Source organism: Caniella muris, assembly GCF_943193035.1.
Lineage (GTDB): Bacteria > Actinomycetota > Coriobacteriia > Coriobacteriales > Atopobiaceae > Granulimonas > Granulimonas faecalis.
Genome location: NZ_CALPCK010000001.1, coordinates 145,610 through 169,241, shown reverse-complemented (window position 1 = coordinate 169,241; position 23,632 = coordinate 145,610). Strand labels below are relative to the sequence as shown.

Genomic DNA, 23,632 nt, shown 5'->3' with positions numbered 1-23,632 from the left:
CGATGGCGGGCGGCCCGGGACCGCCCGCGTCGTATGCGCAGTCCCCTATCCTACCCCGCGGCCGTCGCGCCCGCGACGCGTCCCGGGCACCCTCACAGAGGCTTCGGGTCCCCTGCACGGGACGGCGCCCCCGGCCGACGGGGGCCGGGGGCGCCGGGGGCGTCCGAAGCCGGGCCTAGCAGTGCATCACGAAGGAGGCGGCCAGCTGCTGCACCTTCACCATGGCGTCCACGTGGGTGAGCTCGCGGCCGTGGGTGTTGCGCGTGAGCGGGCCGAAGGCCGCGGCCGCCACGTCGTTGGCCGTGAGGAAGGCCCCCATGGCGTCGGTGGAGTAGAGCTTGGCGTTCTGGAGCTCCGGCGCCGTCCCGAACGCGCGGCGGCCGGCCTCCACCACGGCGTTGGTGAGGTCCCAGTCGTAAGGCCCGTGGTAGTCGTCGGCGATGACGGCGACGTCGTGCTCGGTGCCGGGGTATTCGGGCCCCATGAGGGCGATGTCGAGGGCCACGTAGGCCTCGATGTCGTCGGGCAGGTAGGCGCCGCCCCAGCCCACCTCCTCGTAGAACGGGAAGGCAAGAAGGATGTCGCAGTTGGGCGTGCTCCCCGTGTCGCCGAACCACTTGAGCAGGCCGAGGAGCGAGGCCACGCAGGCCTTGTCGTCGACGAAGCGCGAGAGTACGAAGCCGTTGTCGTGGATCTCGAGTTCGGGCTCGAAGGCCACCACGGCGCCGGGGGTCACGCCGAGGGCGCGGGCGTCCGCGGCGCAGGCGACGTCCTCGAGCAGGTGGATGCGCATGGTGTCCTCGTCGCGCTCCCGGCCCTTCTTGGCGTCGGCCCACACGTGGGGCGAGTGGTGGTCGAACTCCACCACGGCGTCGATCTTGGTGCCGTCGCGGCAGATGACGCGGCAGCTCGCGCCCTCGAGGGAGCTGAAGTTGACGCCGCCCAGGTGCCGCCCCCGCAGGGTGCCGTCCTCCTCGACGGAGCAGACGGCCAGGGCGATGGTGTCCAGGTGCGCGCCCAGGCAGACCGTGCGCGAGCGGTCGCGGCCCGGGACGCGCACGTAGACGGTGTGCTTGCGGTCGCGGAAGGCGTGGTGGCCGAGCTCGGCGACCAGGGAGGTCATGAGCGGCTCCATCTCGCGGTAGTAGCCCACGGGGCTGTCGCAGCCGATGAGCCTCGCGAAGGTCTCGAGCAGGTAGTCCTTGTCCACCGTGAATTCCATTGGTCCCCCAGTAAGGTCTCTTCTCTCTTCCCCGTCACGTGCGCCCGGCCGCGCCCTCACCCGCCGGGCAGGGAGCCGAGGCGGCGCCCGAGGTGCTCGAGGACGTCCACCATGACCTCCATCTCGCGGACGGGCACGAACTCGCGGCGGCTGTGGGCGAGGTGGTAGCCGGCCGACAGGTTGGGGCACGGCAGCCCCCGGAAGGTGAGCTGCGCGCCGTCGGTGCCGCCGCGCATGGGAACCGCGGAGGGCTCCACGCCGGCGTCGCGGAACGCGCCGAAGGCGGCCTCCACGAGCTCGGGGTGCCGGCCGACCTCCTCCCCCATGTTGCGGTAGGTGTCCCTGAACGACACGGAGAGCGTCCCGGCCCCCATGGCGCGGTTCACGTGGTCGCAGGCGGCCGCCATGACGTCGCGACGCCGCTCGAACCCCGCACGGTCGTGGTCGCGCACGATATAGCGGGCGTGCGCGCGCTCGCACTCCCCCTCCATGGAGACGAGGTGGTAGAACCCCTCGCGCCCCTCGGTGTGCTCCGGGCGCTCGGCGGCGGGCAGCAGCCCGTGGAAGGCGGCGAGGGCCTCGCAGGCGTTCACGAGCACCCCCTTGGCCCACCCGGTGTGCACGGCGCGCCCGCGGGCCTCCACGAGAGCGTCGCAGGCGTTGAAGGTCTCGAGGGTGACCTCGCCCAGGGGGCCGGTGTCGATCGTGAAGGCCCAGGCGGCACCCCAGGCGTCGAGGTCGAGGAGGGCCGCGCCGTGGCCGATCTCCTCGTCGGGAACGAAGGCCACGGCCAGGGGCGGGTGCGGGATGGCGGGGTCCGCCGCCAGGCGCTCGAGGTAGGCCATGATCTCGGCTATGCCGGCCTTGTCGTCCCCGCCGAGGAGCGACGTGCCGTCCGTCACCACGACGTCGGTGCCCGCGAGGCCGAGCAGCACGGGCTCCTCCTCGGGGGTCACGGCCACCGTCTCGCCGTCCACCTCGCCCATGACGAGGGGGCCGCCGCCGTAGCGCACCACCCGCGGGCGCACCGGGTCGCCGGCCGCTTGCCACGCGGTGTCCAGGTGCGCGCAGAGGCCTAGGCGGGGCAGCCCCTCGCGGCCCGGCGAGGCGGGCCAGCGGGCCGTCACGTAGGCGTGGGCGTCCACGGAGACGTCCTCGGCGCCGAGCTCCTCGAGCTCGCGGCCGAGGAGGGCCGCCATGGCGTGCTGGGAGGGCGTCGACGGCACCGCCCCGGCACCGTCCGGGCTGGACTGGGACGCGACGGTGCAGTAGCGCACGAGCCGTTCTGCGATGTCTCCCAAGGACGCTCCTCTCACCCCTGTCGTGGCACCGGTAATTTTAGCGCCCATTCAGCTATCTGCCGACGAGAACATGGGGCGAATCGCAGCCCCCCGGGAGGGGCCCGGTCTGGTGCCCTCGAGGCGACGCGGCCCCCGTGTATGAGACCCCCATTGTTTTGGTAGGTTTACAGACGACCGACGCGCCCGCCCGAGGGCGCCCGATGCCGGCGAAGCCGGCCTCCGGAAGGAGAAACGATGCCCCTCTCCCACAACCCGATCTCGCGCCGCGGCTTCGTGCGCCTCGGCGCCGCCGCCTCCATCGCCGGTGCCGCCGCCACCCTCGCGGGCTGCGGCGGCGCGGGCAACGACGGCGGCAAGGTGCTGCGCTACGGCTGCGCCAACCCCAAGGCCTCCCTCGACCTGCAGACCAACACCTCCAACGAGATTGGCGTGGCCGAGTCCATCTGCGAGCCGCTCATCAGGTTCAACGAGAACCTCGACATGGAGCCCGTGCTGCTCACGAAGATGCCCGACATCTCCGCCGACGGGCTCACCTACACCTTCGAGCTCAAGGAGAAGCTGCCCACCCACGACGGCGGCAACCTCACGGCCGACGACGTGAAGTACACCTTCACCCGCATGTTCCTCCCCGAGACCAAGAACCCCTCCACCAACGTCTACGACACCATCGTGGGCGCCAAGGACGTCATGGAGGGCAAGACCACCGAGCTCGCCGGCCTCACCGTGCAGGACGACCGCCACTTCACCATGCAGCTCTCCGAGGTCACGGCCGTCTTCCTCCCCATGCTCACCGAGTTCTACGCCCTCATCTACCCCCGGAAGGCCTGCGAGGCCGCCGGCGACAAGTGGGGCACCGGCACGGACTTCGTGGGCACCGGCCCCTTCAAGCTCACGGCCGAGAGCGCCACGGGCCTCACCCTCGAGACCTTCGCCGACTACCACGACGGCCCCGCCAAGATCGACGGCATCGACGTCGTGTACGTGGACGACCCCAACACCCTGGTCATGAACTTCAAGGCGGGGCAGCTGGACCTCGTGAACCTCGCCCCCACCCTCTACGACCAGTACGTCGACGACGAGGCCGTGGCCGGCTCCATCGTCGACTACACGCCGGCCTCCACGCGCTTCGTGAACCTCAACCTCCACGAGGACGCCTTCAAGGACGCCCGCGTGCGCCAGGCCCTGTCGCTGGCCATCGACCGCGACGAGCTCTGCGAGACCGTGCTCCACGGCGCCTCGGCCCCCTGCACGCAGTTCTGCGCCCCGGGCGAGGAGGGCCACGACGACACCCTCGAGACCCTCCCCCACGACGCGGACAAGGCCAAGCAGCTCCTCGCCGAGGCCGGCGCCACCGGGCTCTCCTTCGACTTCCCGGTGCGCTCCCGCGACGAGCAGGTGGCCACAGCGCTCCAGGAGTACTGGCGCGCCGTGGGCGTGACCGCGAACATCAACGTCATCGATGACGCCATGTGGATCGACCAGCGCGCCGCCGGCTCGCTCCCCTGCACCCTCATCACCTGGACGACGCTCTGCTGGGTGGGCGCCGAGCACATGCGCTCGTTCTTCTACGCCTCCAAGGCCTCCCAGAGGAGCTCCTTCTACGACTCCCCCACCTTCGACGAGCTCGTGGACAAGGCCGAGGCCACCATGGACGAGGGCCAGCGCACCGACCTCACGCTGCAGGCCGACAACCAGCTCGTGAACGTGGACTTCGGCACAATCCCCGTGGACTGGCCCCAGACCCCCTACCTCAAGGACGCGGACTTCTCGGGCGTCTACCGGGTGTACGACTTCAAGTTCACCAACATGCTCGCCTAGCCCGTCCCAACACCCGGACACTTTTGTCCCAGCAACCGGGCACTTCTGTCCCACATGGAAAGGGGCGGCCCCTCGTCCTGAGGGGCCGCCCCTTCCCTGTCTTCGGGCCGTGTTCGCGCTACCTGGCCGCCGGGTTCAGGCCGGCCGGCTCGCGCTCCTCGGCCGTGAGGCCCTCGTCGTAGAGGTGGCACGCCACCACGTGGCCGGGCCTGGGCTCCAGCTCCGCCGGGACCCTGCCCTCGCACACCCGCATGCACGAGGTGCAGCGCGTGTGGAAGCAGCAGCCCTGGGGCGGGTGCGTGGGGCTCGGGACGTCGCCCTGCAGGATCCGCTTGTCCTGTATGCGGTCGCCCGCGATGGTGGGCACCACGTCGAGGAGCGCCCGGGTGTAGGGGTGCAGCGGGTCGTCGAACAGCGCCTCCTTGGAGGCCTTCTCCATCATGTGACCCAGGTACATGACCATGACCGTGTCGGCGATGTGCTTGACCACGGAGAGGTCGTGGCTGATGAAGATGTAGGCGAGGCCCAGGCGCTCCTGGAGGTCCTCCAGGAGGTTGATGACCTTGGCCTGCACCGAGACGTCCAGGGCACTCACGGGCTCGTCGCACACCACGATCTCGGGCTCGAGGACGATGGCGCGGGCGATGCCGATGCGCTGGCGCTGGCCGCCGGAGAACTCGTGTGGGTAGCGGGTGCGGTACGAGAGGTCGAGGCCCACGGCCTCCATGATCTCGTCCACACGGGCGTCGCGCTCGGCCTTCGTCTTGTAGGTCCTCGCGATGTCGATGGGCTCGGCGATGATGTCGGCCACCGTCATGCGCGGGTTGAGCGAGCTGTAGGGGTCCTGGAAGATGAGCTTGAGCTTCTTGCGGGCCTCGGTGAGCTCGGCGCCGGAGAGCTTCGTGAACTCCACCTCGTCGAGCCTGACGGACCCGGACGTGGGGTCCGTGAGCCTGAGCACGCACTTGCCGCAGGTGGACTTGCCACAGCCGGACTCGCCCACGATGGCGAAGGTCTCGCCCCGGTGCACGTCGAACGAGACGCCCTCGAGGGCGTGCACCACCGTGTCGGAGGTCCCGAAGAAGCCCTTCTTGATGGGGTAGCGCTTGACGAGGTCGCGGACCTCGAGGATGCGGTCCCCCTCGGTGAAGGCGGTCATCGCCCCTCCTCCCAGCGGTCGGTGTACTTCCAGCAGGCCACGCGGTGGCCCTCGTCGCCGTCCACCGGCGTGAAGCCGGGGACCTCGCGGCGGCAGATGTCGCGGGCGTAGGGGCACCGCGGGTTGAACAGGCAGCCCGAGGGCAGCTCGTTGAGCATGGGCACGTTGCCCGGAATGGCGTAGAGGCGCTCGCCGGAGGCGTCCATCGAGGGGATGGAGTCGATAAGGCCCTGGGCGTAGGGGTGCGCCGGGTGGGCGAACAGCTCGGAGGCCCGGGTGTACTCCACCTGGCGGCCGGCGTACATGACGAGCACCCAGTCGGCCATCTCGGAGACGACACCCATGTCGTGGGTGATGAGCATGACGGCCGTGCCGGTCTCCTGGCGCATGCGGTCGATGAGCTGGAGCACCTGGGCCTGGATGGTGACGTCAAGGGCCGTGGTGGGCTCGTCGCAGATGAGCATGGCGGGCTCGCAGGCCAGGGCCATGGCGATCATGATGCGCTGGCGCATGCCTCCCGAGAGCTCGAACGGGTAGCTCTTGAAGACCTTCTCGGGGGCGGGGATGCCCACGAAGCGGATCATGTCGAGGGCCTTGGCGTCGGCCTCGGCCCTGGCCATGTCGGGGTTGTGCACGAGGAGCCCCTCGGCGATCTGCTTGCCGCAGAGCATGACCGGGTTGAGCGACGTCATGGGCTCCTGGAAGATCATCGAGATCTCGTTGCCGCGGTAGTCGCGCATCCGGTCGTCGGGGAGCTGCACGAGGTCGGTGCCCTCGAACAGGATGCGGCCGGCCACGATCTTCGCCGGGGGCTTGGGGATGAGGTCCATGATGGACAGCGCCGTCATGGACTTGCCGCAGCCGGACTCACCCACCACGGCCAGGGTCTCGCCCCGGCGCATGGAGAAGGAGAGGTCCTGGATGCACTTGAGCTCGCCGGCGTCGGTGAACAGCGTCACGCAGAGGCCGTCGACCTCGAGCAGCGGCCCTCCCGGGCCGCCCTGCCTGTCTTGGGTGTCCGATGCCATGGGACCTCCCTCCTTAGGAGCGCATCTTGGGGTCGAGGGCGTCGCGCATGGCGTCGCCCAGAAGGTTGAACGCCATGACCGTGACGATGATGGCGATGCCCGGGATGACCGAGAAGTACGTGGAAGACTGGATGTAGGGCTGCGAGGCGCTGATCATCTGGCCCCAGCTGGACATGGGCGGTTGGACGCCCAGGCCGAGGAACGAGAGGGACGCCTCGCTCATGATGGCGCTCGGGATGCCGAGCGTGGCCATGACGATGATGGTGGACACGCAGTTGGGCAGCAGGTGCCGCAGGATGATGCGCATGGGCTTGCCGCCCGAGAGCGTGCAGGCCTGGATGTACTCGGCGCCCTTGAGGCGCTTGACGTCGCCGCGCACGAGGCGCGCCATGGAGGTCCAGCCGAGGAGTCCCAGGGCCACGTAAAGGTTGGCGAGGCCCGGCCCCATGACGAACATGACCACGATGGCGAACAGTAGGAACGGGAAGCTGCTGAACACCTGGATGACGAAGGAGATCACGGCGTCGACCTTGCCGCCGAAGTACCCCGCGGCCACGCCGGCGAAGAAGCCGATGACCAGGGCGATGGCCTGGGACACCACGCCCACCGAGAGCGACACCCGGCAGCCGTAGAGCACGCGGGAGAAGATGTCGCGGCCGTAGTTGTCGGTGCCGAACCAGTGCTCGGCCGAGGGGGGCTGCAGCATGGCGCGCAGGTTCTGGGCGTCGGGGTCGTAGGGGGCGAGCACCGGCGCGAGCACGGCGACGGCCACGAGGAACAGCACCACGGCGAGGCACACCATGCCCAGGCGGTTCCTGCGGAAGATCTGCCACGAGACGGCCCAGTAGCTCTGGGCCGCCTTCCTCTTGCCGGCCGCCTGGGCGGCGAGGTTCTGGCGGCTGATCTCGCTCGCGAGCTCCTCGGCCCTCTCCCGGCGGCTCCGGGGGCCCTCCCCCGCACCGGGGTCGGCGCCGGGGAGCATCTCGGGGTAGGTCTCCACGTTCACGGGGTCGGTCTCGGAGTCGTAGGCCGAGAAGGAGTCGCCGGGGACGTCCACGCCCTCGTTCTCGAGGGTGGCGCGGTCCACGGCCTCCTGAAGCTTCCTGGGGTCCTTGACGCTCATCAGTTGGCCCCTTCCTCTCCCAGACGGATCCGCGGGTCGACCACGGCGTAGAGCACGTCGACGACGAAGTAGACGACCACGCAGATCAGGGCGATGTACATGACGCCTCCCTGGATGAGCGGGAGGTCGCGGGCGTTGATGGCGTCGAGCATCATCTTGCCCATGCCCGGCATCGAGAAGATGCTCTCGATGAGGATGGAGCCGGTGAAGATGTCGCCGAGCTGGGTGCCCGCGATGGTGATGATGGGGATGAGGGCGTTGCGCAGGGCGTGGCGCACGACGATGACCCAGTAGCGGAGGCCCTTGGCCTCGGCCGTGCGCATGTAGTCCTGGGAGAGCACCTCGAGCATGGACGTGCGGGTGACGCGCGCGATGGAGGCGGCGTAGCGCACGCCCAGGGCGATGGTGGGCAGGACGAAGTACGCCGGCGTCTTGATGCCCGAGAGCGGCAGCCAGTGCAGCGTGAGGGCGAAGACGATCTGCAGGATGATGGCCACCCAGAAGACCGGCGCCGAGATGCCGAATATGGCTAGGCTCATGAGGGTCTGGTCCACCCACGTCCCGCGTTTGGCCGCGGCCACGACGCCCACCACGACCCCCAGCACGAGGGCGAACACGTAGGCGGAGGCGGCGAGGGCGGCGGTCACCGAGAAGGCCTGGCCCATGAGCTGGGCGACGTCCTTGCGCTGGGTGTAGGACTGGCCGAAGTCGCCGGTGACCATGCCGGCGAGCCAGTCGACGTACTGCTCGGCCACGGGCTTGTCGAGGCCCATGTTGTGACGCACGGTCTCGATGGTGGCCTCGTCGGCCATGTCGCCCATCATGATGCGCACCGGGTCTCCGGGCACGATGTTGAGCATGAAGAACGTTATGGCCGAGATGCAGAGGATGATGCCCACCGCCTGCAACAGCCGCTTCACGAGGAAGTCCCTCATCTCGCTCCTCTCCCACGTATAAGGGCGGGCCGGCCGCCGAACCCTCGCGGCGACCGACCCGGCACGGTCGTGCGTGCTGTAAAAGTCTAACCCATCGCCTCGGTGTCGATGTCGATGTCGCGGAAGTGGTAGATGAGGTTGCCGATCTTGGCGTTCTTGACCCAGGGCTGGGCGCAGAACATGATCTGCGGGTAGAACAGCGGCAGGCAGGCGTAGTCCTGGCGGCTCATGATGTCGTCGGCCTGGCGGTAGAGCTCGGCGCGACGGTCCTCGTCGGCGGAGCGACGGGCCTCGTCCATGAGCTTGTCGAACTCGGGGTTGTTGTAGAAGCTGCCCTTGCCCTTGGCGTTCTCGGAGTAGAAGTAGGTGTACATCTGGTTGTCGGCGTCGGCGTAGAGCGGGTACCACGCGAGGGCGGTGACCTCGTACTCGCCGGCGGCCCAGTCGGTGGCCCAGACGCCGCTGTCCACGGTCTGGACCTCCATGTTAACGCCCACGGCCTTGAGGTAGTCCTGCACGGCCACCATGACGGTCTCGTACTGGTTGGTGCGCACGGTGCACTTGAGGGAGAGGTTCTCGGCCCCGGCCTCGGCCAGGAGCTGCTTGGCCTTCTCGGGGTCGTACTCGAAGACCTCGGCCTCGGGGTCGAAGCCCGGGACGCCCTGGTTGAGGAAGCCGGAGGCGGGCACGCCCGCGCCGGAGAACACGGTGTCGACGATGGCCTGGCGGTCGATGGCGAGCGAGAGGGCCTGGCGCACGCGGACGTCCTGGAGAGCGGGCGTGTTGAGGTTGAGGTTCACGAACCAGGTGCCCAGCGGCGTGTTGTAGGAGATGAGCTCGCCCACCTCGGGGTCGTCCTTGTACTGCTTGAGCAGGTCGTTGGACAGGTCGCACATGTCGATGTCGCCGTTCTTGAAGCTCATGAGCTTGGTGTTGGCGTCGTCGATGAAGGTGACCGTGAGGCCGTCGAGGGCCACGGGGTCGCCGTGGTAGTCCTCGAAGCGCTCGTAGCGCATGAAGGTGGAGTCGTCGTTCTCCACGAGCTTGAAGGGGCCGGAGCCCACGTAGTTGAGCTCGTAGCCCCACTTGTCGCCGGCCTCGGTGCAGGGGCCCTCGGGGAACACGTTGGCGTAGTTGATGCCGAGGTTCTTGACGAAGGAGGCCATGGGGTACTGCAGGGTGAAGGTGAAGTGGGTGTCGTCCTCCACGGTGAGGCCGGCGAGGTCGGTGGTCTTGCCCTCCATGACGTCCTGGGCGCCCACGATCATGTCGTACATGTAGGTGGAGAGGCCCGCGGTCTCGGGCAGGAACATGCGTGTGAAGGAGAACTTGACGTCGTTGGCCGTGAGGGTCGAGCCGTCATGGCACTTGATGCCCTCCTTGAGGGTGCAGTGGTACGTGACGCCGTCGTCCTCCACGGTGGGGATCTCGGTGAGCAGGCAGGGCACGAGCTCGTTGTCCTCCGTGAAGCGCAGGAGGCTCTCGACCACGGGGTCGGAGACCGACGACATGCCGGAGTTGGTGCTCTTCTGCATGTCCATGCCCTGCTTGGCGTTGCTCTGGGCCCAGCGCAGGACCTTCTCGGTATTGGCCTCGGCGGTGGGCGCCCCGCCGCAGCCGGCGAGGGTCGTGGCGGCACCGGCAAGGGCGGCGAGACCGGAGCCCTTGACGAAGGTACGGCGCGAGATTCGGTTGAACACCATGGGGTCCCCCTCTGTTCGTGTGAGGGCAGGCGTCGCCCCGGCACGACGGTGCCCTGGGCGCGCCTGCGCGTATGGGAGAACTATGCTGCATTCAGCCTGAATTAATATGCCGGCACTCCACCGCGTTACAGAGCATTTACAGCCCTTACGGCGCGATCACCACCGATAACCCGAGGTCAGGTCACTGATATGGACGGTGCGTCAGGCACGGACCTGCCGGAGGGCGCCGACACAGGCCGTCACGACGGCCTCGAGGCCCCTTGCCGAGAGCGCCGTGTCCATGGACGGCAGGGGCTCGGCGAGAATGCCGCGCGTCGCCTGGGCGGGGGTTCCGGGCACATGGACGAAGCCGGCCATGGCGGGCGCCGCCGCACCGGGGGCGAGAGGCCCGCGCTGCCGGAGGAGGAGCGCGTACATGACCGAGTTGCAGACGTAGAGCCCCGCCGAGCAGGAGAGGTGCGCCGGGACACCGGCGGCCTGGGCCGCCCGCACGCAGTCGGCCACGGGGACCGTGGCGCAGAGCGACCCGGGGGCGCCGGGCACGAGCGGGCGCTCCTCCGGCGCGGTCCCGCCGTTGTCAGGGTGGTCGGAGGGCGTCGAGGCCAGGTTGAGGGCCACGCGCTCCACGGCGAGCCCGGCGGCTCCGCGGTGCTCGCCACAGGCCAGCACGACGTCGGGGCGCACGGAGTCCACGGCCGCAAGGGCGGCCTCGGCCGCGGCGCCGAAGACGCACGGCAGCACGGCCCGCTCCACGGCGGCGCCGGCCACGGTGGCGGGGAGCGCCTCCACCGCCAGCCGCGACGCGTTCTCCTCCTGACCCCCGAACGGCTCGAACGCAGTCACCAGCACCCTCATGGCCCTCCCCTTCCGTCGCCTCCATGGTCCAGCATACCGCGACACAAAGGAAGCGCGCCCCCGGCCGGACGGCGGGGGCGCGCTGCAAAGGCTCGGTGCTGGGCTCGAGGGGCGACGGGTTAGTCCTCGTCGACCTCCACGACCTCGGCCTCGACCTCCTCGTCCTCGGGCTTGTCGAGCGGGGCGACCTCGACCTCGAAGCCGAGGGTCTCGGCGGCGGCCTTCATGGACAGGGAGATGCGGCGACGGTCGAGGTCGATCTCCATGACCTTGACCTGCACGGTCTCGTTGACGTTGGTGACCTGCGAGGGGGTGTCGACGTGCTGGCGCGCCATCTCGGAGATGTGCACCAGGCCCTCGATGCCGTCGCCGAGGTCGACGAAGGCGCCGAAGGGCACGAGCTTGGTCACGCGGCCCTCGACGATGGCGCCCACGGGGTACTTCTTGACGAGGGTGCGCCAGGGGTCCTCGGTGGTCTGCTTGAGGCCGAGGGAGATGCGCTCGCGGTTGAGGTCGACGTCGAGAACCTGCACCTCGACCTCCTGGCCGACCTTGACGACCTCGGAGGGGTGGTTGACGTGGTTCCAGGAGAGCTCGGAGATGTGGATGAGGCCGTCGATGCCGCCGAGGTCGACGAAGGCGCCGAAGTCGACGATGGAGGACACGACGCCCTTGAGGCGCATGCCGGCCTGGAGCTTGGAGAGGATCTCGGAGCGCTCGGCCTTGCGGGCCTCCTCGAGCACGACGCGGCGGGACAGGACCACGTTGTTGCGGTTGCGGTCCATCTCGATGACGCGGGCCTCGATGCGGGTGCCGAGGTAGGCGTTGAGGTCCTTGACGCGACGGAGGTCGACGAGGGAGGCGGGCAGGAAGCCGCGGAGGCCGATGTCCAGGATCAGGCCGCCCTTGACGACCTCGATGACCTCGCCCTCGACGTTCTGGCCGTTGTTGAAGTCCTCCTCCACGCGGTTCCAGGCACGCTCGTACTCGGCGCGCTTCTTGGAGAGGATGAGACGGCCGTCCTTGTCCTCCTTCTGAAGGACCAGGGCCTCGATGGTCTCGCCCATGGCGACGATGTCCTCGGGGTTGGCGTCCTTGCGGATGGAGAGCTCGCGGACGGGGATGACGCCCTCGGACTTGAAGCCGATGTCGAGCAGGACCTCGTCGCGCTCGATCTTGACGACGGTGCCCGTCACAAGGTCGCCCTCGTCGAAGTCGGTGATGGTGCCGTCGATGAGGTTGTTCATCTCCTCATCGCTGACGTCGTCGAACGAGAAGACGGACGAGTTCTGAATCTCACTCAAAGGTGGACCCCTTTCAAAAACACGGGGCCCCGATGGTCATGGGCTTCGCCTGCAGAGCGACCGGTTGGATAAACCCTTGCTCGACGTCTGAAATCGCATGCTCGGGGGCCGACAGATACTGTGTGCGGGCGTCCGACCCACACGTTGGATAGGTTACCGTGACACGGCTCACCTTTTCAAGGCCCATACCAACAATCCTGTGGTGAATTCACGGTGCGCAGGCCCGCCGCGGGCCCCGCGGCCACGCCCCGGCGCCGCGGCCCCTCCCCCCGTTCTATGATTGCAGGGCACTCGAACCGATTTCGGAGGGAGGGCCCATGGCCACCATCCAGCAGGTCGCGGCCCTCGCGGGCGTCTCGACGGGCACGGTGTCGCGCTACCTCAACGGCGCGAGGGTCAAGGACGCCACCAAGGAGCGCATCGACGCGGCCGTGGCCGAGCTCGGCTACCACCGCAACCTGCTGGCGGGCAGCCTCCGGAGCCGCAAGAGCCGGTCCGTGGGCCTCCTCGTCAACAACATGCTGAACCACTTCGCCACGAGCGCCATCGCCGCCATCGAGCGGGAGATGGAGCTGGGCAACTACATCATCCTCCTGGCGGGCTTCCGCAACGACCCGGCCGTCTTCGAGCAGAAGCTCGGGCTGCTCCTCGACCGGCAGGTGGACGGCATCGTGCTGTTCGAGGGCGACGCCGCCTGGTCGCCGGGCAAGCTCGTGGAGCGCTCCGGCATCCCGGTCATCTCGGTCTCGTCGCCCTACGACTCCCCCTGCGTCGACTCCGTGGTGGCCGACAGCCGCACCAGCGCGCGCAGGGTGGCCCGCGAGATGCTGCGGGCCGGTCACGAGCGCCTGGGCGTCATCGCCGGCCCGCAGCACGAGCACGTGTCGTCCGAGCGCCTCGAGGGCGTCCGCGAGGCCGTGGCCGAGGCCGGGCTGCCGGAGGAGAACCTCACCGTGTACCTGGGCGACTACTCGCGCGAGAGCGGGTACGCGGGCCTGGTGGACCTCGTGGAGGGGCACGGCCTCGACACCGTGTTCTGCTGCAACTACGGCATGGGCCAGGGGGCGCTCCAGGCCGTGGCCGAGCGCGGGCTCGTGATCGGCGAGGACCTCAACTACGCGAGCTACGACTACTTCGACCTGGCGTCGCTGTTCTACCCCCGCATCACCACCATCTGCCCGCCCACGGGCGCCATCGGGACCTACGCGGCCTCGCACCTGCTCGAGCTTATCGAGGCCGGCGAGACCGCCTGCGGCAGGGTGGAGACGTTCCCCGACATGATCTCGTGGCAGCCCTCCTTCACAGGCATCGACCCCGCGCTGCTCGGCGGGGTCGAGGAGGCCTAGGGCGGGTGGCCGCGGCTGTCTTCATTTTTTCAATAGGCTAAGTGACAGATGGGTCAGGCCCCGCTGTCACGCAGTCGCGCCCGGGTGGGGCCCTAGGCCCTGATGCCGGCGCGCTCGGCCAGGCGGATGAGGCGCTCGGAGAGGATCTTGAAGTCCTCGCCGCTCATGAGCTGGTCCTCCGCGTGGACGAGCAGGATGTCCACCGGCACGGCCCCGCCCTGGGCCGCCTGGGTCACCAGGGCCGTGTGCACGCCGTGGGCCGCGGTGAAGAAGGCGTCGCCCTCCCCGGCCTTGGCGCGGGCCTCGTCGAAGGAGCCGTCGCAGGCGAGGTCCACGGCCTCCACGTAGCAGCTCCGGGCCATGCCCACCTGCGAGATGATCTCGAAGCAGGACAGGTGCAGGCTCTCGTTCTCTTCCATGGGTTCTCTCCCCTTCTCTCTGGGACGGTGTCTTCGCCGGCCCGCACGCGCCCAGGGCCGTTCGCGCCGGGCCCGTTCGTGGGCCGCGGGCGGGCGTCACTCCCCGGCATCGGCCAGCCGGGCCTCCACGACGTCGAGCATGGCCTCCATGCGCCTCTTGGCGCGGCGGGCGTAGAGCCGCTGCATGATGCGGCCGTTGAGCGAGCCCAAGGTCGTGGGCGCCACAAAGGACTCCTCGTAGGAGAGGGTCGACCCGCCGTCGGCCGGCCCCACCTCGTAGCGCACGGTGTTGACGCCGTCGGAGCTCGTGAAGGAGGCCTCGTACAGGCGCGGCGCCTCGAAGGCCTCCACGCGCACGGTGACGGTGCGCGCGGCGCCCAGCTTGGTGCGCATGGCCTTGGTGTAGCTCGTGCCCCTGCGGATCCCCTTGGGGCCCACCTTGCGGCCGGATTGCTCCATGTCGGCCGCCACGGAGCGCTCGATGAGGTCGAAGACGCGCTCGGGGGCCGCGTCGAGCCGCCGCTCCACCCTCACGACGCCCTCCCGGAGCGGGCGCGGGTGCGGGCGCGGCGGGCGCCGCGGGCCATGGAGCCGGCGCCCGCGGCGGCGACGGCCAGGCCGCCCGCCAGAAGCGGGGCGTCGACGGTGCCTTGGGGCGCCACGGCGGCGGAGGCCAGCACGAAGAGCATGCCTACGACCACGACGAACGCGGACCACGAACGCTGACCCATAGGGTCTCCTCTCGGGACGGGGCGGGCGCGCAGGGCGCCCGCCCCTCGGGGGCTTGTCGGACGGCGGTGCTGCCGGTGGGGTTACTGGTCGAACTTGCCGTCGGCCGCTGCCTCGGTGGCTTGCTCGCGGTTGGCGAGGATGACGAAGGGCGTCCAGATCGCGAAGGAGATCGCGAGGTTGAGCAGGGCCACCAGGCCGGCCAGGACGTTGCCGCCCGTGGCGAAGAAGGCGTAGAGGCCCACGGGCATGATCCAGGGCACCTGGATGAAGACCGGCGGGATCAGGCCGGAGGCGGTGAAGAGCAGCGCCACGACGGTGGCCACCACGGGGACGAGCAGCCAGGGGATCAGGTAGAGCGGGTTGAGCACGATGGGCATGCCGAACACGACGGGCTCGTTGATGTTGAAGACGCCCATGGGGGCCGAGAGCTTGGCGATGGTGCGGGAGTCCTCGCGGCGGGAGAACAGGAACACGGCGATGAGCAGGCCGAGGGTGATGCCGGAGCCGCCCATCATGGTGTAGGCGTCGAAGGAGCCGCGGGTCCAGATGTAGGGCATCTGGGAGACGTCGTGGGTGGTGTTCCAGACCTGGAGGTTCTCGAGCAGGGCCGGGGTGTAGATGCCCTCGGTGACGGGCGCCATGACGTTGGAGCCGTGGATGCCGAAGAACCAGAACAGCTGCATGAGGAAGTTGGTGAGGATGACGGCGAAGAAGCTCTGGCTCATGCCCAGCAGCGGCTTCTGGATGAGCTCGCTGATGAGGGCGTTGGGGTACTCGCCGGTGAGCGACACGCAGACCTGGGTGACGATGGCGCAGACGTAGATGGCCACGCAGCCGGGGATGATGGCGGTGAAGGCGTTGGACACCGCGGGCGGCACGCCGTCGGGGAGCTTGATGGTGATCTTCTTCAGCGTGAGCTTCACGTAGACCATGGTGGCGAGCATGCCGAAGATCAGGCACGTGAACAGGCCGGTGGCGCTGGTGAGCTCGGTGGAGATCATGCCGCCCCCGGTGACCGCCAGGCTCACGGCGCCATCGACCTCGGTCACGGCGAGGCCGGCCGCCTGCAGGGCGGGCACGGCGTCGGCCGCGACGTCGGGCAGCACGTAGGAGAACGCGGGCGCCAGGTTCATGGTGCACACGACGGCGGACAGGGCGATGACGCCGCCCGCCACGGCGTTGACCTCGTAGGACCGGGACAGGCAGTAGCCGAGCGCGAAGGTGAAGCAGAGGCCGAGGATGGCGAGGGAACCGTTCCAGACCAGGCCGTTGACGGCGATGAGCTGGGCGCAGGCCTCGGTGAAGGCGTTGCCCTCGCCCCACCACATGTTCGGCAGGTCGCGGAAGAAGACGTTGAGCAGGACGGCGATGGAGCCCACCATGGTCACGGGCATGATGGAGATGAAGCCGTCGCGGATGGCCACGAGGTGGCGCTGGTTGCCGATGCGGGTGGCGATGGGCATGAACCTGGTCTCCATCCAGTCCATGAAGCCCTTCATGGGTGATGCCATGGGTCTAACCTCCTAGGTCTGACTGCTATCCGATGAGGGCGAGCGCCTGGTCGAGGGCCGCCGCGCCGTTCATGGCGCCGTACACGCGCATGTCGATGACGTCGACGGGGGTGTCGCCGGCGATGCCGCGCATCTTGTCGAGCATGAAGCGCACCTGCGGGCCGAGGAGCATGACGTCGGCCTCGCCGACGTTCTCGGCGGCCTTGGCGTCGGCGACGGCCCAGATACGGGCCTCGACGCCGCGCTTCTCTGCCTCCTGCTCCATCTTCTTCACGAGCATGCTCGTGGACATGCCGGCGGAGCACACGAGGAGGATGTTGGTCATGGCGGGTCCTTTCATGGTCGTGGGCCGAGGCCCTGGTCTCTCATCGGCCGGCCGCGGCAGGCCGCCGGTTCACGCTGGGGCGCGCCCTCCCCTACCGGGAGAACTGCGGGAGGTACTCCGCGTGGGCGCGGAGGAGCTCGTCGACGACGGCGACGGCCGTCGACTCCGTGGGGCAGAGCGGGTTCTGGGCGAGGGCGGCCACGGCGAGGTCGCGGTCGCCGGTGACGGCGGCCTCCACGACGAGGCGCTCGAAGCCCTTGATCATGTGGACGGGACCGGCGATACGCGGGTTGAGGCGCCCGGTGGCCAGGGGCTCGGCCCCGTCGGCCGTGATGCGGCAGGCCACCTCCACGGCGCTGTCGTAGGGCAGGTCGGCGATGCAGCCGCGGTTGCGGACGTCCACGTACTGGATGTCGCCGGCGTCGCTGTGGATGGAGGCGAGCAGGTCGCAGGCGGCGTCGCTGTAGCGGGCCCCGCCGCGCTGGGCGAGCTCGGGGGGCTTCACGTCGAGGCGCACGTCGCGGTAGGTCGCAAAGAGCGTCTCCTCGAGGCGGCCCACCACCTCGCCGCGGACGTTGCCGGTCCGAAACTCGTCCAGCTCCTCGGCGAGCTGCTCGGCGGTGTGGAAGTAGTAGTCGTGGTAGGGGCACGGGATGGCGCGGATGCCACGGATGAACTCGGGCGAGTAGGGCTTGGCCGCGAAGTTGTTCATGGCCAGCGTCTCGTCGTCGGCGATGGTGGCGTAGCGCTCCACGGCCTCGTCCATGACGGAGCGGCCGTCCACGAGGACGTCGGTGGCGAAGACGAAGTGGTTGACGCCCTGGAGCCTGAGCTCGAGGCGGTCCTCGTCCACGCCCATGATGGCGGCTATGCCGGCGTGCATGTTCACCGGCACGTTGCAGAGGCCGATGGCGCGCCGGAAGTCCGTCTGGGTGAGGACGGCCTCCTCGATCATGCCGGACGGGTTGGAGAAGTTGACCATCCAGGCGTCGGGGCAGAGCTCCTGGATGTCGCGGACGAACTCCAGGATCACGGGGATGGTGCGGAAGGCCTTGAACATGCCACCGGCGCCGTTGGTCTCCTGGCCCATGATGCCGTGGGAGAGCGGGATTCGCTCGTCAAGGATGCGGGCCGGGAGGCGCCCCACGCGGATCTGGGTGGTGACGAAGTCCGCCCCCTCGAGGGCGCGGCGGCGGTCGAGGGTGGTGGTGACCCTCATGGGCACGCCGGCGTGCTCCACCATGCGGCGGGCCAGGGCGCCCACGGTCTCGAGCTTCTCCTCGCCCTCGGGGACGTCCACGAGCACGAGCTCGGAGACGGGCAGGCGGTCGTGCCGGAGGATGAGCCCCTCCACGAGCTCGGGGGTGTAGCTGGAGCCTCCCCCGATGGTGACGACCTTGACGCCGTTGCCGCTGGTTGCCATGGCTACGCCTCCTCGACGAACGTGAACGGGACCCAGGAGTCGAGGCAGTCCAGGAGGCGGGCCTCCGGGCCCTCGACGGTGGCGACGACGTTGCGGGTGCCGTCGTTGGGGATGGGGCGGCGCACGACCTGGAGCTCGCCCTTGTAGCGGCCGCCGCGCTCGTTGACCACCACGACGTCGCCGGGCTCGAGGTCGCGGGTGTCGTGGGCCGGGAAGTCGCGGTCGGCGAAGACGACGCGCGAGGCGGTGCTGCGGAACAGGTAGGGGGAAAGGTCGCCGCGGACGCGGTGGGCGAAGGCGAGCACGTCGCGCTCGGCGTCGCCCACGGCGGGGACCGGGGTCACGGCCATGGCCACGGTGCCGGGCCGGGCGGCCGCGAGGGCGGCGAGCTCGTCGTCCGTGGCGAAGCAGTTGGAGACGAGCATGTCGTCCACGAGCCCGAGGGCGTACAGGTGGCGCGCCTGGAACGAGACGGGGAGGCCGCGGTGCATCTCGAGGGTGGGAAGGCCGTCCGCGCCGGGCCAGGGGCCGAAGGCGCCGGGGGCCGAGCTGGAGACGAAGGCGGCGAGCCTCACGCCGGCGTCCTTGGCACGGGCGCTCTCGCGGACGAGGAAGTCGAGGCCGAGGCCGGTGTAGCGCTGCGGGAAGAAGTTGTGGCAGGCCTGGAGCCGGCCCTTGTCGGCGCCGCAGGCGAGGGCGGCCTCGAGGGAGCCGTCGGCGGTGGAGGCGTTGAGCTCGACGACGAGGCCGTGGGGGTTGGCGGTCATGGCCGCGACGTCCGGGCCGCCGAAGCCCTCGTCGAGCCGGATGCCGTCGGCGCCGGCCTCGGCGAAGAACGAGAGGTCGTCGGGCCTGGCGCCCACGCGGGAAAAGACGGCCGGGGCGACGTCGAGGACGACCTCCATGCCGTGGTCGTGGCACACCCGGGAGAGGGCCGAGAACTCCCCCGCCAGCGACGCGCGGTCGCCCTCGGCGGAGAGCAGGCAGCTGAAGACGCGGGTGCACCCGTGGGCCGCGGCCCGCTCCACGTAGGCGGCGTTGCGCTCGAAGGGTGCGTGCTCGGGATAGAGCGATATTCCGATGGCCATGGGCCCTCCCCCCATACGGGCCGGGACCCGGCACCGTCGTTTTTGAATCGGTTCAAATGGCACGCCATGAATGTACAACAGGGGGACACCCCAGATTTGAACCGGTTCAATTAAGACGGCGAGCGGTGGGTAATCGGGGACGAGCGGCATGGACCCGGGCCGGCGGGTGCCGGCAGGGTGCCATCGGCGCGGTGCGGCGGGCGGGGTGGCTGGCATCGGCAGCAGGCGGGCCCTCCCCTCTCCGCACCCCCCTCTCCGCACCTCCACTCGGCACCTGAACGCGGTTGAGGGCGACTCCCCCGGCGGGTCGGCGTCTAAATCCGCCCCCAACCGTGTTCAGGGACGCCGAAACCGCCCCTACCCGCGTTCAGGTGCGGAGAAGGTGCCGAGAAGGTCGCCCCTATTCGCGTTCAGGTGCAAAAGAGGGTGCGGAAGAGGGGTGTCGAGAGAGGTGCGAGAAAGGGCGCCGGGGGCGTCAGGCCTCGAAGCCCTCGTCGTCCGCCAGGCCAGAGCCCGTGGCCGCCGAGACCGCCAGCTGGTCGCACCGCTCGTTGAGCTCGTGGCCGGCATGGCCCTTCACCCAGACGTAGCGCACGCTGTGCGGCCTCTCGGCGGCGATGAGCCGCTCCCACAGGTCCACGTTCTTCACGGGCTTCTTGGAGGCCGTCTTCCAGCCGTTGCGCTGCCAGCCGCGGATCCACCCCTTCTCATGGGCGTTCACGAGGTACTGGGAGTCGCTGTGGAGCTCCACCTCGCAGGGGCGCTTGAGCGCCTCGAGGGCGGCGGCCGCGGCCATCATCTCCATGCGGTTGTTCGTCGTGCGCCGGAAGCCCCGGGAGAGCTCCAGCCGGTGCTCCACGCCCGCGGCGTCCACAAAGAGCAGCACGGCCCCATAACCGCCGGGGCCCGGGTTGCCACGGCTCGACCCGTCCGTGTAGACCGTCACCCTGTCCATCACTCGCCGTCCCCCTCCTCGTCGAGGAACGCGCCGGTCTGGCGGTCCCACAGCATCTCGTAGGCGCCGCCGGCCCCTACAAGCTCCCCGTGCGTGCCGTCCTCCACGATCTTCCCGTCCTGCAGCACCACGATGCGGTCCAGGCTCGCCACGGTGGACAGGCGATGCGCGACGACGATGCTCGTGCGCCCCTCCATGAGCGTGGCCAAGGCCTCCTGGATGAGCCGCTCGCTCTCGGAGTCCAGGGCGCTCGTAGCCTCGTCGAGCACGAGGATGGGCGCGTCGGTGAGGATGGCGCGGGCGATGGCCACGCGCTGGCGCTGGCCGCCCGACAGTTTGACGCCGCGCTCCCCCACCATGGTGTCCATGCCCTGGGGCAGGCGGTCGATGAACTCGAGGGCGTTGGCGCGCTCGGCCGCGGCGCGCACCTCCTCGTCGGTGGCGTCGGGGCGCCCGTAGGCGATGTTGTCGCGGATGCTGCGGTGGAACAGCAGCGGCTCCTGCGGCACGTAGGAGATGGAGCGGCGCAGGCTCGCCTGGGCGGCCGCCGAGACGTCCTGGCCGTCGATGAGGATGCGTCCGCCCTGGAGGTCGGCCAGACGCAGGAGCAGCGTGGTGAGCGTCGTCTTGCCCGAGCCGCTGCGGCCCACGAGGCCCACCCGCTGGCCGGCGGGCACGTGGAGGGTGAAGTCCGAGAAGACGCGGTCCTCGTCGTCGGCGTCCGGATAGTGGAACGTGACGTCCTCGAAGTCGATGGCCCCTTCGGTCACCTCGAGGGCCGGCGCGCCGGGGGCGTCGGCCACGAGCAGCGGCTCGCCCAGGGCCACCGTGAGGTCGTAGGCGTCGCCGAAGGCGCGGTTGAGCGTGGAGAAGGTGGACGACAGGCGGTTGAACTGCATGGTGAGGCTGTAGGTGTAGTTGAACATCATTACGAGCACGCCCGGCGTGACGCCGAACCACGCGTTGCCGCCCGCCACGAACACCGTGCACGCGGCCATGATGAGCACGATGATGGAGCTCGTGGCGGCGCCGCAGCGGATGTTGGCGCGCATGCGGCGGGAGTCGGCGGCGCGCACCTCGCGGCTGGCGTCGTCGAAGCGCCCGCGCTCGTAGTCCTCGCGGCCGCTCGTCTTGACGGCCATGATGTTGGTGACGGCGTCGGCCAGCTGGCCCGAGAGCCGGTTGCCCGCCGCCGCGGCCTCGGCGTTTGCCGGCAGGATGCGGCTGTAGAGCCGGTAGACCACGCACACGTAGAGCACGAGGAACAGGGAGAGCACGCACACGTACACCGGGACCTCCGCCGCCAGCAGGCCGACGGTGAACACCACGGCCGAGCAGATGGGGATGACTGCGTACTGCAAGCAGTCCATGAGGGTGGTGTAGGCGCCGCAGAAGCGCTGCACCTGGGAGACGAGCGACCCGCCGAACCGGTTGGCGTAGAACGTCATGGACTGGTTGGAGAGCGTGTCGAAGGCCTGGGTGGTGAGGTCGTAGGTGGCCAGGATCTCGACCTTGGCGGTGAAGTAGTCCTGCAGCTTGGAGCAGGCCTGGCCCACGGCGTTCACGGCCACCAGGGCGGCCATGACCGGCCCGAACACCGGCAGGACGTCGGCGGCGGCCGTTCGCCCCTCGCTCACGCGGTCGATCACGAGGCCCATGAGGTACGGGTTCATGTAGGAGAGGAAGAACACGAACCCCAGGCTCGAGAGCACCGCGCCCACGAACCAGGGCAGGTGCCTGGCGGTGACGGCCCAGTAGTGGCGGAGGGTCTGCCGGGTGACGTCGGACGAGACCTTCAGGTTGGGTGACGCGGCGCGCACGGGCGCTCCTTTCGGTCGAGGGCCGAGAAGGCCCCACCTGCCGGGACGGCGGGCGGGGCCTGGCCCTGCAGGGATGCGGGTGGTGCGGGAGGGTCCGGGGCCTAGGCCTCCGGGCACTCCAGGAACGCCTTGTAGCCGCGGTAGGCCTCGAAGACGTCGGCCTTGGAGACGACCTCCCAGAGGGAGTGCATGGACAGCACGGCCACGCCGGAGTCGATGACGTCCATGCCGTAGTGGGCCATGAAGTAGGCGATGGTGCCGCCGCCGCCCGCGTTCACGCGGCCGAGCTCGCAGGTCTGGAACGCCACGTCGGCGCCGTCCATGATGGCGCGCACCTGGGCCACGTACTCGGCGTCGGCGTCGTTGGAGCCGCTCTTGCCGCGGGACCCCGTGTACTTGTTGAAGCAGAGGCCGCGCCCGAGGAACGCGGAGTTCTTCTCCTCGAAGCGGTCGGCGTAGGCCGGGTCGAAACCCGCGGAGACGTCGCTCGAGAGCATGCGGGAGTTGGCCAGGGCGCGGTGCAAGCGCAGCGACCCTCCCTCGCCGGCGAGCTCCATGAGCTCGGCGACGGCGTTCTCGAAGTAGAGGGCGTCCATGCCGGTGGCGCCCACGGAGCCGATCTCCTCCTTGTCCACGAGCAGGCAGGCGGAGGTGCGGCGCGGCGCCTCGACGTCGAGCATGGCGCGGAGGGACGTGTAGGCGCACACGCGGTCGTCGTGGCCGTAGCCCAGGATCATGGAGCGGTCGAAGCCCATGTCGCGGGCGGGACCGGCCGGGACGACCTCGAGCTCGGCGGACAGGAGGTCCTCCTCCTCGATGCCGTAGCGGTCGCCGAGGATCTGGAGCAGCAGGCCCTTGACGGCCTCGCCCTTGGCGTCGTCATCGTCGCCGGAGCCGTCCACGAGGGGCCGGCCGCCCACGATGACGTCGAGCTTCTCGTGCTCCACGGCCTCGGCCATGGGCTTCTTCATCTGCTCCTGGGCGAGGTGGATGAGGATGTCGGAGATGCAGAACACCGGGTCGGCGGGGTCCTCGCCCACGACCACGGGCACCACGGAGCCGTCCTTCTTGGCCACGACGCCGTGGATGGCCAGCGGGGTGGCCACCCAGAGGTTGGCCTTGAGGCCGCCGTAGTAGTGGGTGTCGAGGAAGGCAAGGTCGGCCTTCTCGTACACGGGGTTCTGCTTGACGTCCAGGCGCGGGGAGTCCACGTGGGCGCCCAGGATGTCCATACCGGCCTCGATGGGCTCGGTGCCCACGCAGAACAGCGTGAGGGCCTTGCCGCGGGTGTTCACGTAGAGGCGGTCGCCCGGCTTGACGGCGCGGCCGGCGGCCACGGCATCGGCGAGGTCCGTGTAGCCGGCGGCCTCGGCCAGACGCACGGCGGCGGCCACGCACTCGCGCTCGGTCTTGTTCTCCGAGATGAAGGTGCGGTAGTCGGCGGCGAGGGACTCGAGGTCGGCGAGCTGCCCGTCGTCATAGCGGTTCCAGGCGCAGGGACGTTCCATGGTGGGTGCCTTTCTCTCTGTGCTCGACGTTCGGTGGCAGGGGCGGCCCCTCCCCCG

At 69.6% G+C, this 23,632-nt stretch carries 21 protein-coding genes; 2 read left to right on the top strand and 19 right to left on the bottom strand.

Annotation, left to right across the window (positions count from 1 at the left end):
* Positions 1 to 175: 175 nt before the first annotated feature.
* The gene (locus NFR49_RS00710) at positions 176 to 1,222 is read right to left on the bottom strand and encodes a zinc-binding metallopeptidase family protein (RefSeq protein WP_251157793.1); all 1,047 of its coding nucleotides are present in this window, start codon (positions 1,220 to 1,222) and stop codon (positions 176 to 178) included.
* A gap of 56 nt (positions 1,223 to 1,278) precedes the next feature.
* The gene (gene pepT, locus NFR49_RS00705; RefSeq protein ID WP_251157792.1) at positions 1,279 to 2,523 is read right to left on the bottom strand and encodes a peptidase T; all 1,245 of its coding nucleotides are present in this window, start codon (positions 2,521 to 2,523) and stop codon (positions 1,279 to 1,281) included.
* A gap of 234 nt (positions 2,524 to 2,757) precedes the next feature.
* Between pepT and NFR49_RS00700 the strand changes: the two genes are divergently transcribed.
* The gene (locus NFR49_RS00700; RefSeq protein WP_251157791.1) at positions 2,758 to 4,341 is read left to right on the top strand and encodes an ABC transporter substrate-binding protein; all 1,584 of its coding nucleotides are present in this window, start codon (positions 2,758 to 2,760) and stop codon (positions 4,339 to 4,341) included.
* 118 nt (positions 4,342 to 4,459) lie between these two features.
* Here NFR49_RS00700 and NFR49_RS00695 read toward each other — a convergent pair whose 3' ends face one another.
* The 7 genes from NFR49_RS00695 to rpsA form a co-directional block, all read right to left on the bottom strand.
* Positions 4,460 to 5,500 (bottom strand): ABC transporter ATP-binding protein, encoded by a 1,041-nt coding sequence (locus tag NFR49_RS00695; RefSeq protein WP_251157790.1) that lies wholly within the window; start codon positions 5,498 to 5,500, stop codon positions 4,460 to 4,462.
* Positions 5,497 to 6,528, bottom strand: coding sequence for an ABC transporter ATP-binding protein (locus tag NFR49_RS00690; protein WP_251157789.1), 1,032 nt, complete (start codon positions 6,526 to 6,528; stop codon positions 5,497 to 5,499). The genes NFR49_RS00695 and NFR49_RS00690 overlap by 4 nt, the downstream gene beginning before the upstream one ends.
* A 13-nt stretch (positions 6,529 to 6,541) precedes the next feature.
* Positions 6,542 to 7,651 (bottom strand): ABC transporter permease, encoded by a 1,110-nt coding sequence (locus NFR49_RS00685; protein WP_251157788.1) that lies wholly within the window; start codon positions 7,649 to 7,651, stop codon positions 6,542 to 6,544.
* The gene (locus NFR49_RS00680; protein WP_251157787.1) at positions 7,651 to 8,586 is read right to left on the bottom strand and encodes an ABC transporter permease; all 936 of its coding nucleotides are present in this window, start codon (positions 8,584 to 8,586) and stop codon (positions 7,651 to 7,653) included. The genes NFR49_RS00685 and NFR49_RS00680 overlap by 1 nt, the downstream gene beginning before the upstream one ends.
* Before the next feature lie 86 nt (positions 8,587 to 8,672).
* Positions 8,673 to 10,289: an ABC transporter substrate-binding protein gene (locus NFR49_RS00675; RefSeq protein WP_251157786.1), complete on the bottom strand. Its 1,617-nt coding sequence runs from the start codon at positions 10,287 to 10,289 to the stop codon at positions 8,673 to 8,675.
* A 201-nt stretch (positions 10,290 to 10,490) separates the two neighbouring features.
* The gene (locus NFR49_RS00670; protein ID WP_251157785.1) at positions 10,491 to 11,144 is read right to left on the bottom strand and encodes a pyroglutamyl-peptidase I; all 654 of its coding nucleotides are present in this window, start codon (positions 11,142 to 11,144) and stop codon (positions 10,491 to 10,493) included.
* 119 nt (positions 11,145 to 11,263) lie between these two features.
* Positions 11,264 to 12,448, bottom strand: a complete 1,185-nt coding sequence (gene rpsA / locus NFR49_RS00665; protein WP_135977667.1) for a 30S ribosomal protein S1 — start codon at positions 12,446 to 12,448, stop codon at positions 11,264 to 11,266.
* Between the two features lie 317 nt (positions 12,449 to 12,765).
* Here rpsA and NFR49_RS00660 point away from each other — a divergent pair, with 317 nt between their 5' ends.
* Positions 12,766 to 13,794, top strand: a complete 1,029-nt coding sequence (locus NFR49_RS00660) for a LacI family DNA-binding transcriptional regulator (protein ID WP_251157784.1) — start codon at positions 12,766 to 12,768, stop codon at positions 13,792 to 13,794.
* A 92-nt stretch (positions 13,795 to 13,886) separates the two neighbouring features.
* Here the strand turns inward: NFR49_RS00660 and NFR49_RS00655 are convergent, their stop codons facing one another.
* The 10 genes from NFR49_RS00655 to NFR49_RS00610 all read right to left on the bottom strand — a co-directional run bounded on the left by NFR49_RS00655 (position 13,887) and on the right by NFR49_RS00610 (position 23,575).
* On the bottom strand, positions 13,887 to 14,213 hold the full coding sequence (locus tag NFR49_RS00655; protein ID WP_251157783.1) for a PTS sugar transporter subunit IIA: 327 nt from the start codon (positions 14,211 to 14,213) through the stop codon (positions 13,887 to 13,889).
* 96 nt (positions 14,214 to 14,309) lie between these two features.
* The gene (locus NFR49_RS00650; RefSeq protein WP_251157782.1) at positions 14,310 to 14,747 is read right to left on the bottom strand and encodes a DUF3284 domain-containing protein; all 438 of its coding nucleotides are present in this window, start codon (positions 14,745 to 14,747) and stop codon (positions 14,310 to 14,312) included.
* Complete coding sequence (locus NFR49_RS00645) at positions 14,744 to 14,944, bottom strand: hypothetical protein (protein ID WP_251157781.1); 201 nt, start codon at positions 14,942 to 14,944, stop codon at positions 14,744 to 14,746. Before NFR49_RS00645 ends, NFR49_RS00650 begins: the two co-directional genes overlap by 4 nt.
* Positions 14,945 to 15,025: 81 nt before the next feature.
* The gene (locus tag NFR49_RS00640) at positions 15,026 to 16,456 is read right to left on the bottom strand and encodes a PTS sugar transporter subunit IIC (protein ID WP_251157780.1); all 1,431 of its coding nucleotides are present in this window, start codon (positions 16,454 to 16,456) and stop codon (positions 15,026 to 15,028) included.
* 25 nt (positions 16,457 to 16,481) lie between these two features.
* Positions 16,482 to 16,781: a PTS sugar transporter subunit IIB gene (locus NFR49_RS00635; protein ID WP_251157779.1), complete on the bottom strand. Its 300-nt coding sequence runs from the start codon at positions 16,779 to 16,781 to the stop codon at positions 16,482 to 16,484.
* 91 nt (positions 16,782 to 16,872) lie between these two features.
* On the bottom strand, positions 16,873 to 18,204 hold the full coding sequence (locus NFR49_RS00630; RefSeq protein WP_251157778.1) for a 6-phospho-beta-glucosidase: 1,332 nt from the start codon (positions 18,202 to 18,204) through the stop codon (positions 16,873 to 16,875).
* A 2-nt stretch (positions 18,205 to 18,206) separates the two neighbouring features.
* Complete coding sequence (locus NFR49_RS00625) at positions 18,207 to 19,292, bottom strand: DUF871 domain-containing protein (protein ID WP_251157777.1); 1,086 nt, start codon at positions 19,290 to 19,292, stop codon at positions 18,207 to 18,209.
* Between the two features lie 475 nt (positions 19,293 to 19,767).
* The gene (gene rnhA, locus NFR49_RS00620; RefSeq protein ID WP_251158903.1) at positions 19,768 to 20,247 is read right to left on the bottom strand and encodes a ribonuclease HI; all 480 of its coding nucleotides are present in this window, start codon (positions 20,245 to 20,247) and stop codon (positions 19,768 to 19,770) included.
* Positions 20,247 to 22,067, bottom strand: coding sequence for an ABC transporter ATP-binding protein (locus NFR49_RS00615; RefSeq protein WP_251157776.1), 1,821 nt, complete (start codon positions 22,065 to 22,067; stop codon positions 20,247 to 20,249). Before NFR49_RS00615 ends, rnhA begins: the two co-directional genes overlap by 1 nt.
* A 101-nt stretch (positions 22,068 to 22,168) precedes the next feature.
* Complete coding sequence (locus NFR49_RS00610; protein WP_251157775.1) at positions 22,169 to 23,575, bottom strand: aminopeptidase; 1,407 nt, start codon at positions 23,573 to 23,575, stop codon at positions 22,169 to 22,171.
* Positions 23,576 to 23,632 lie beyond the last annotated feature (57 nt).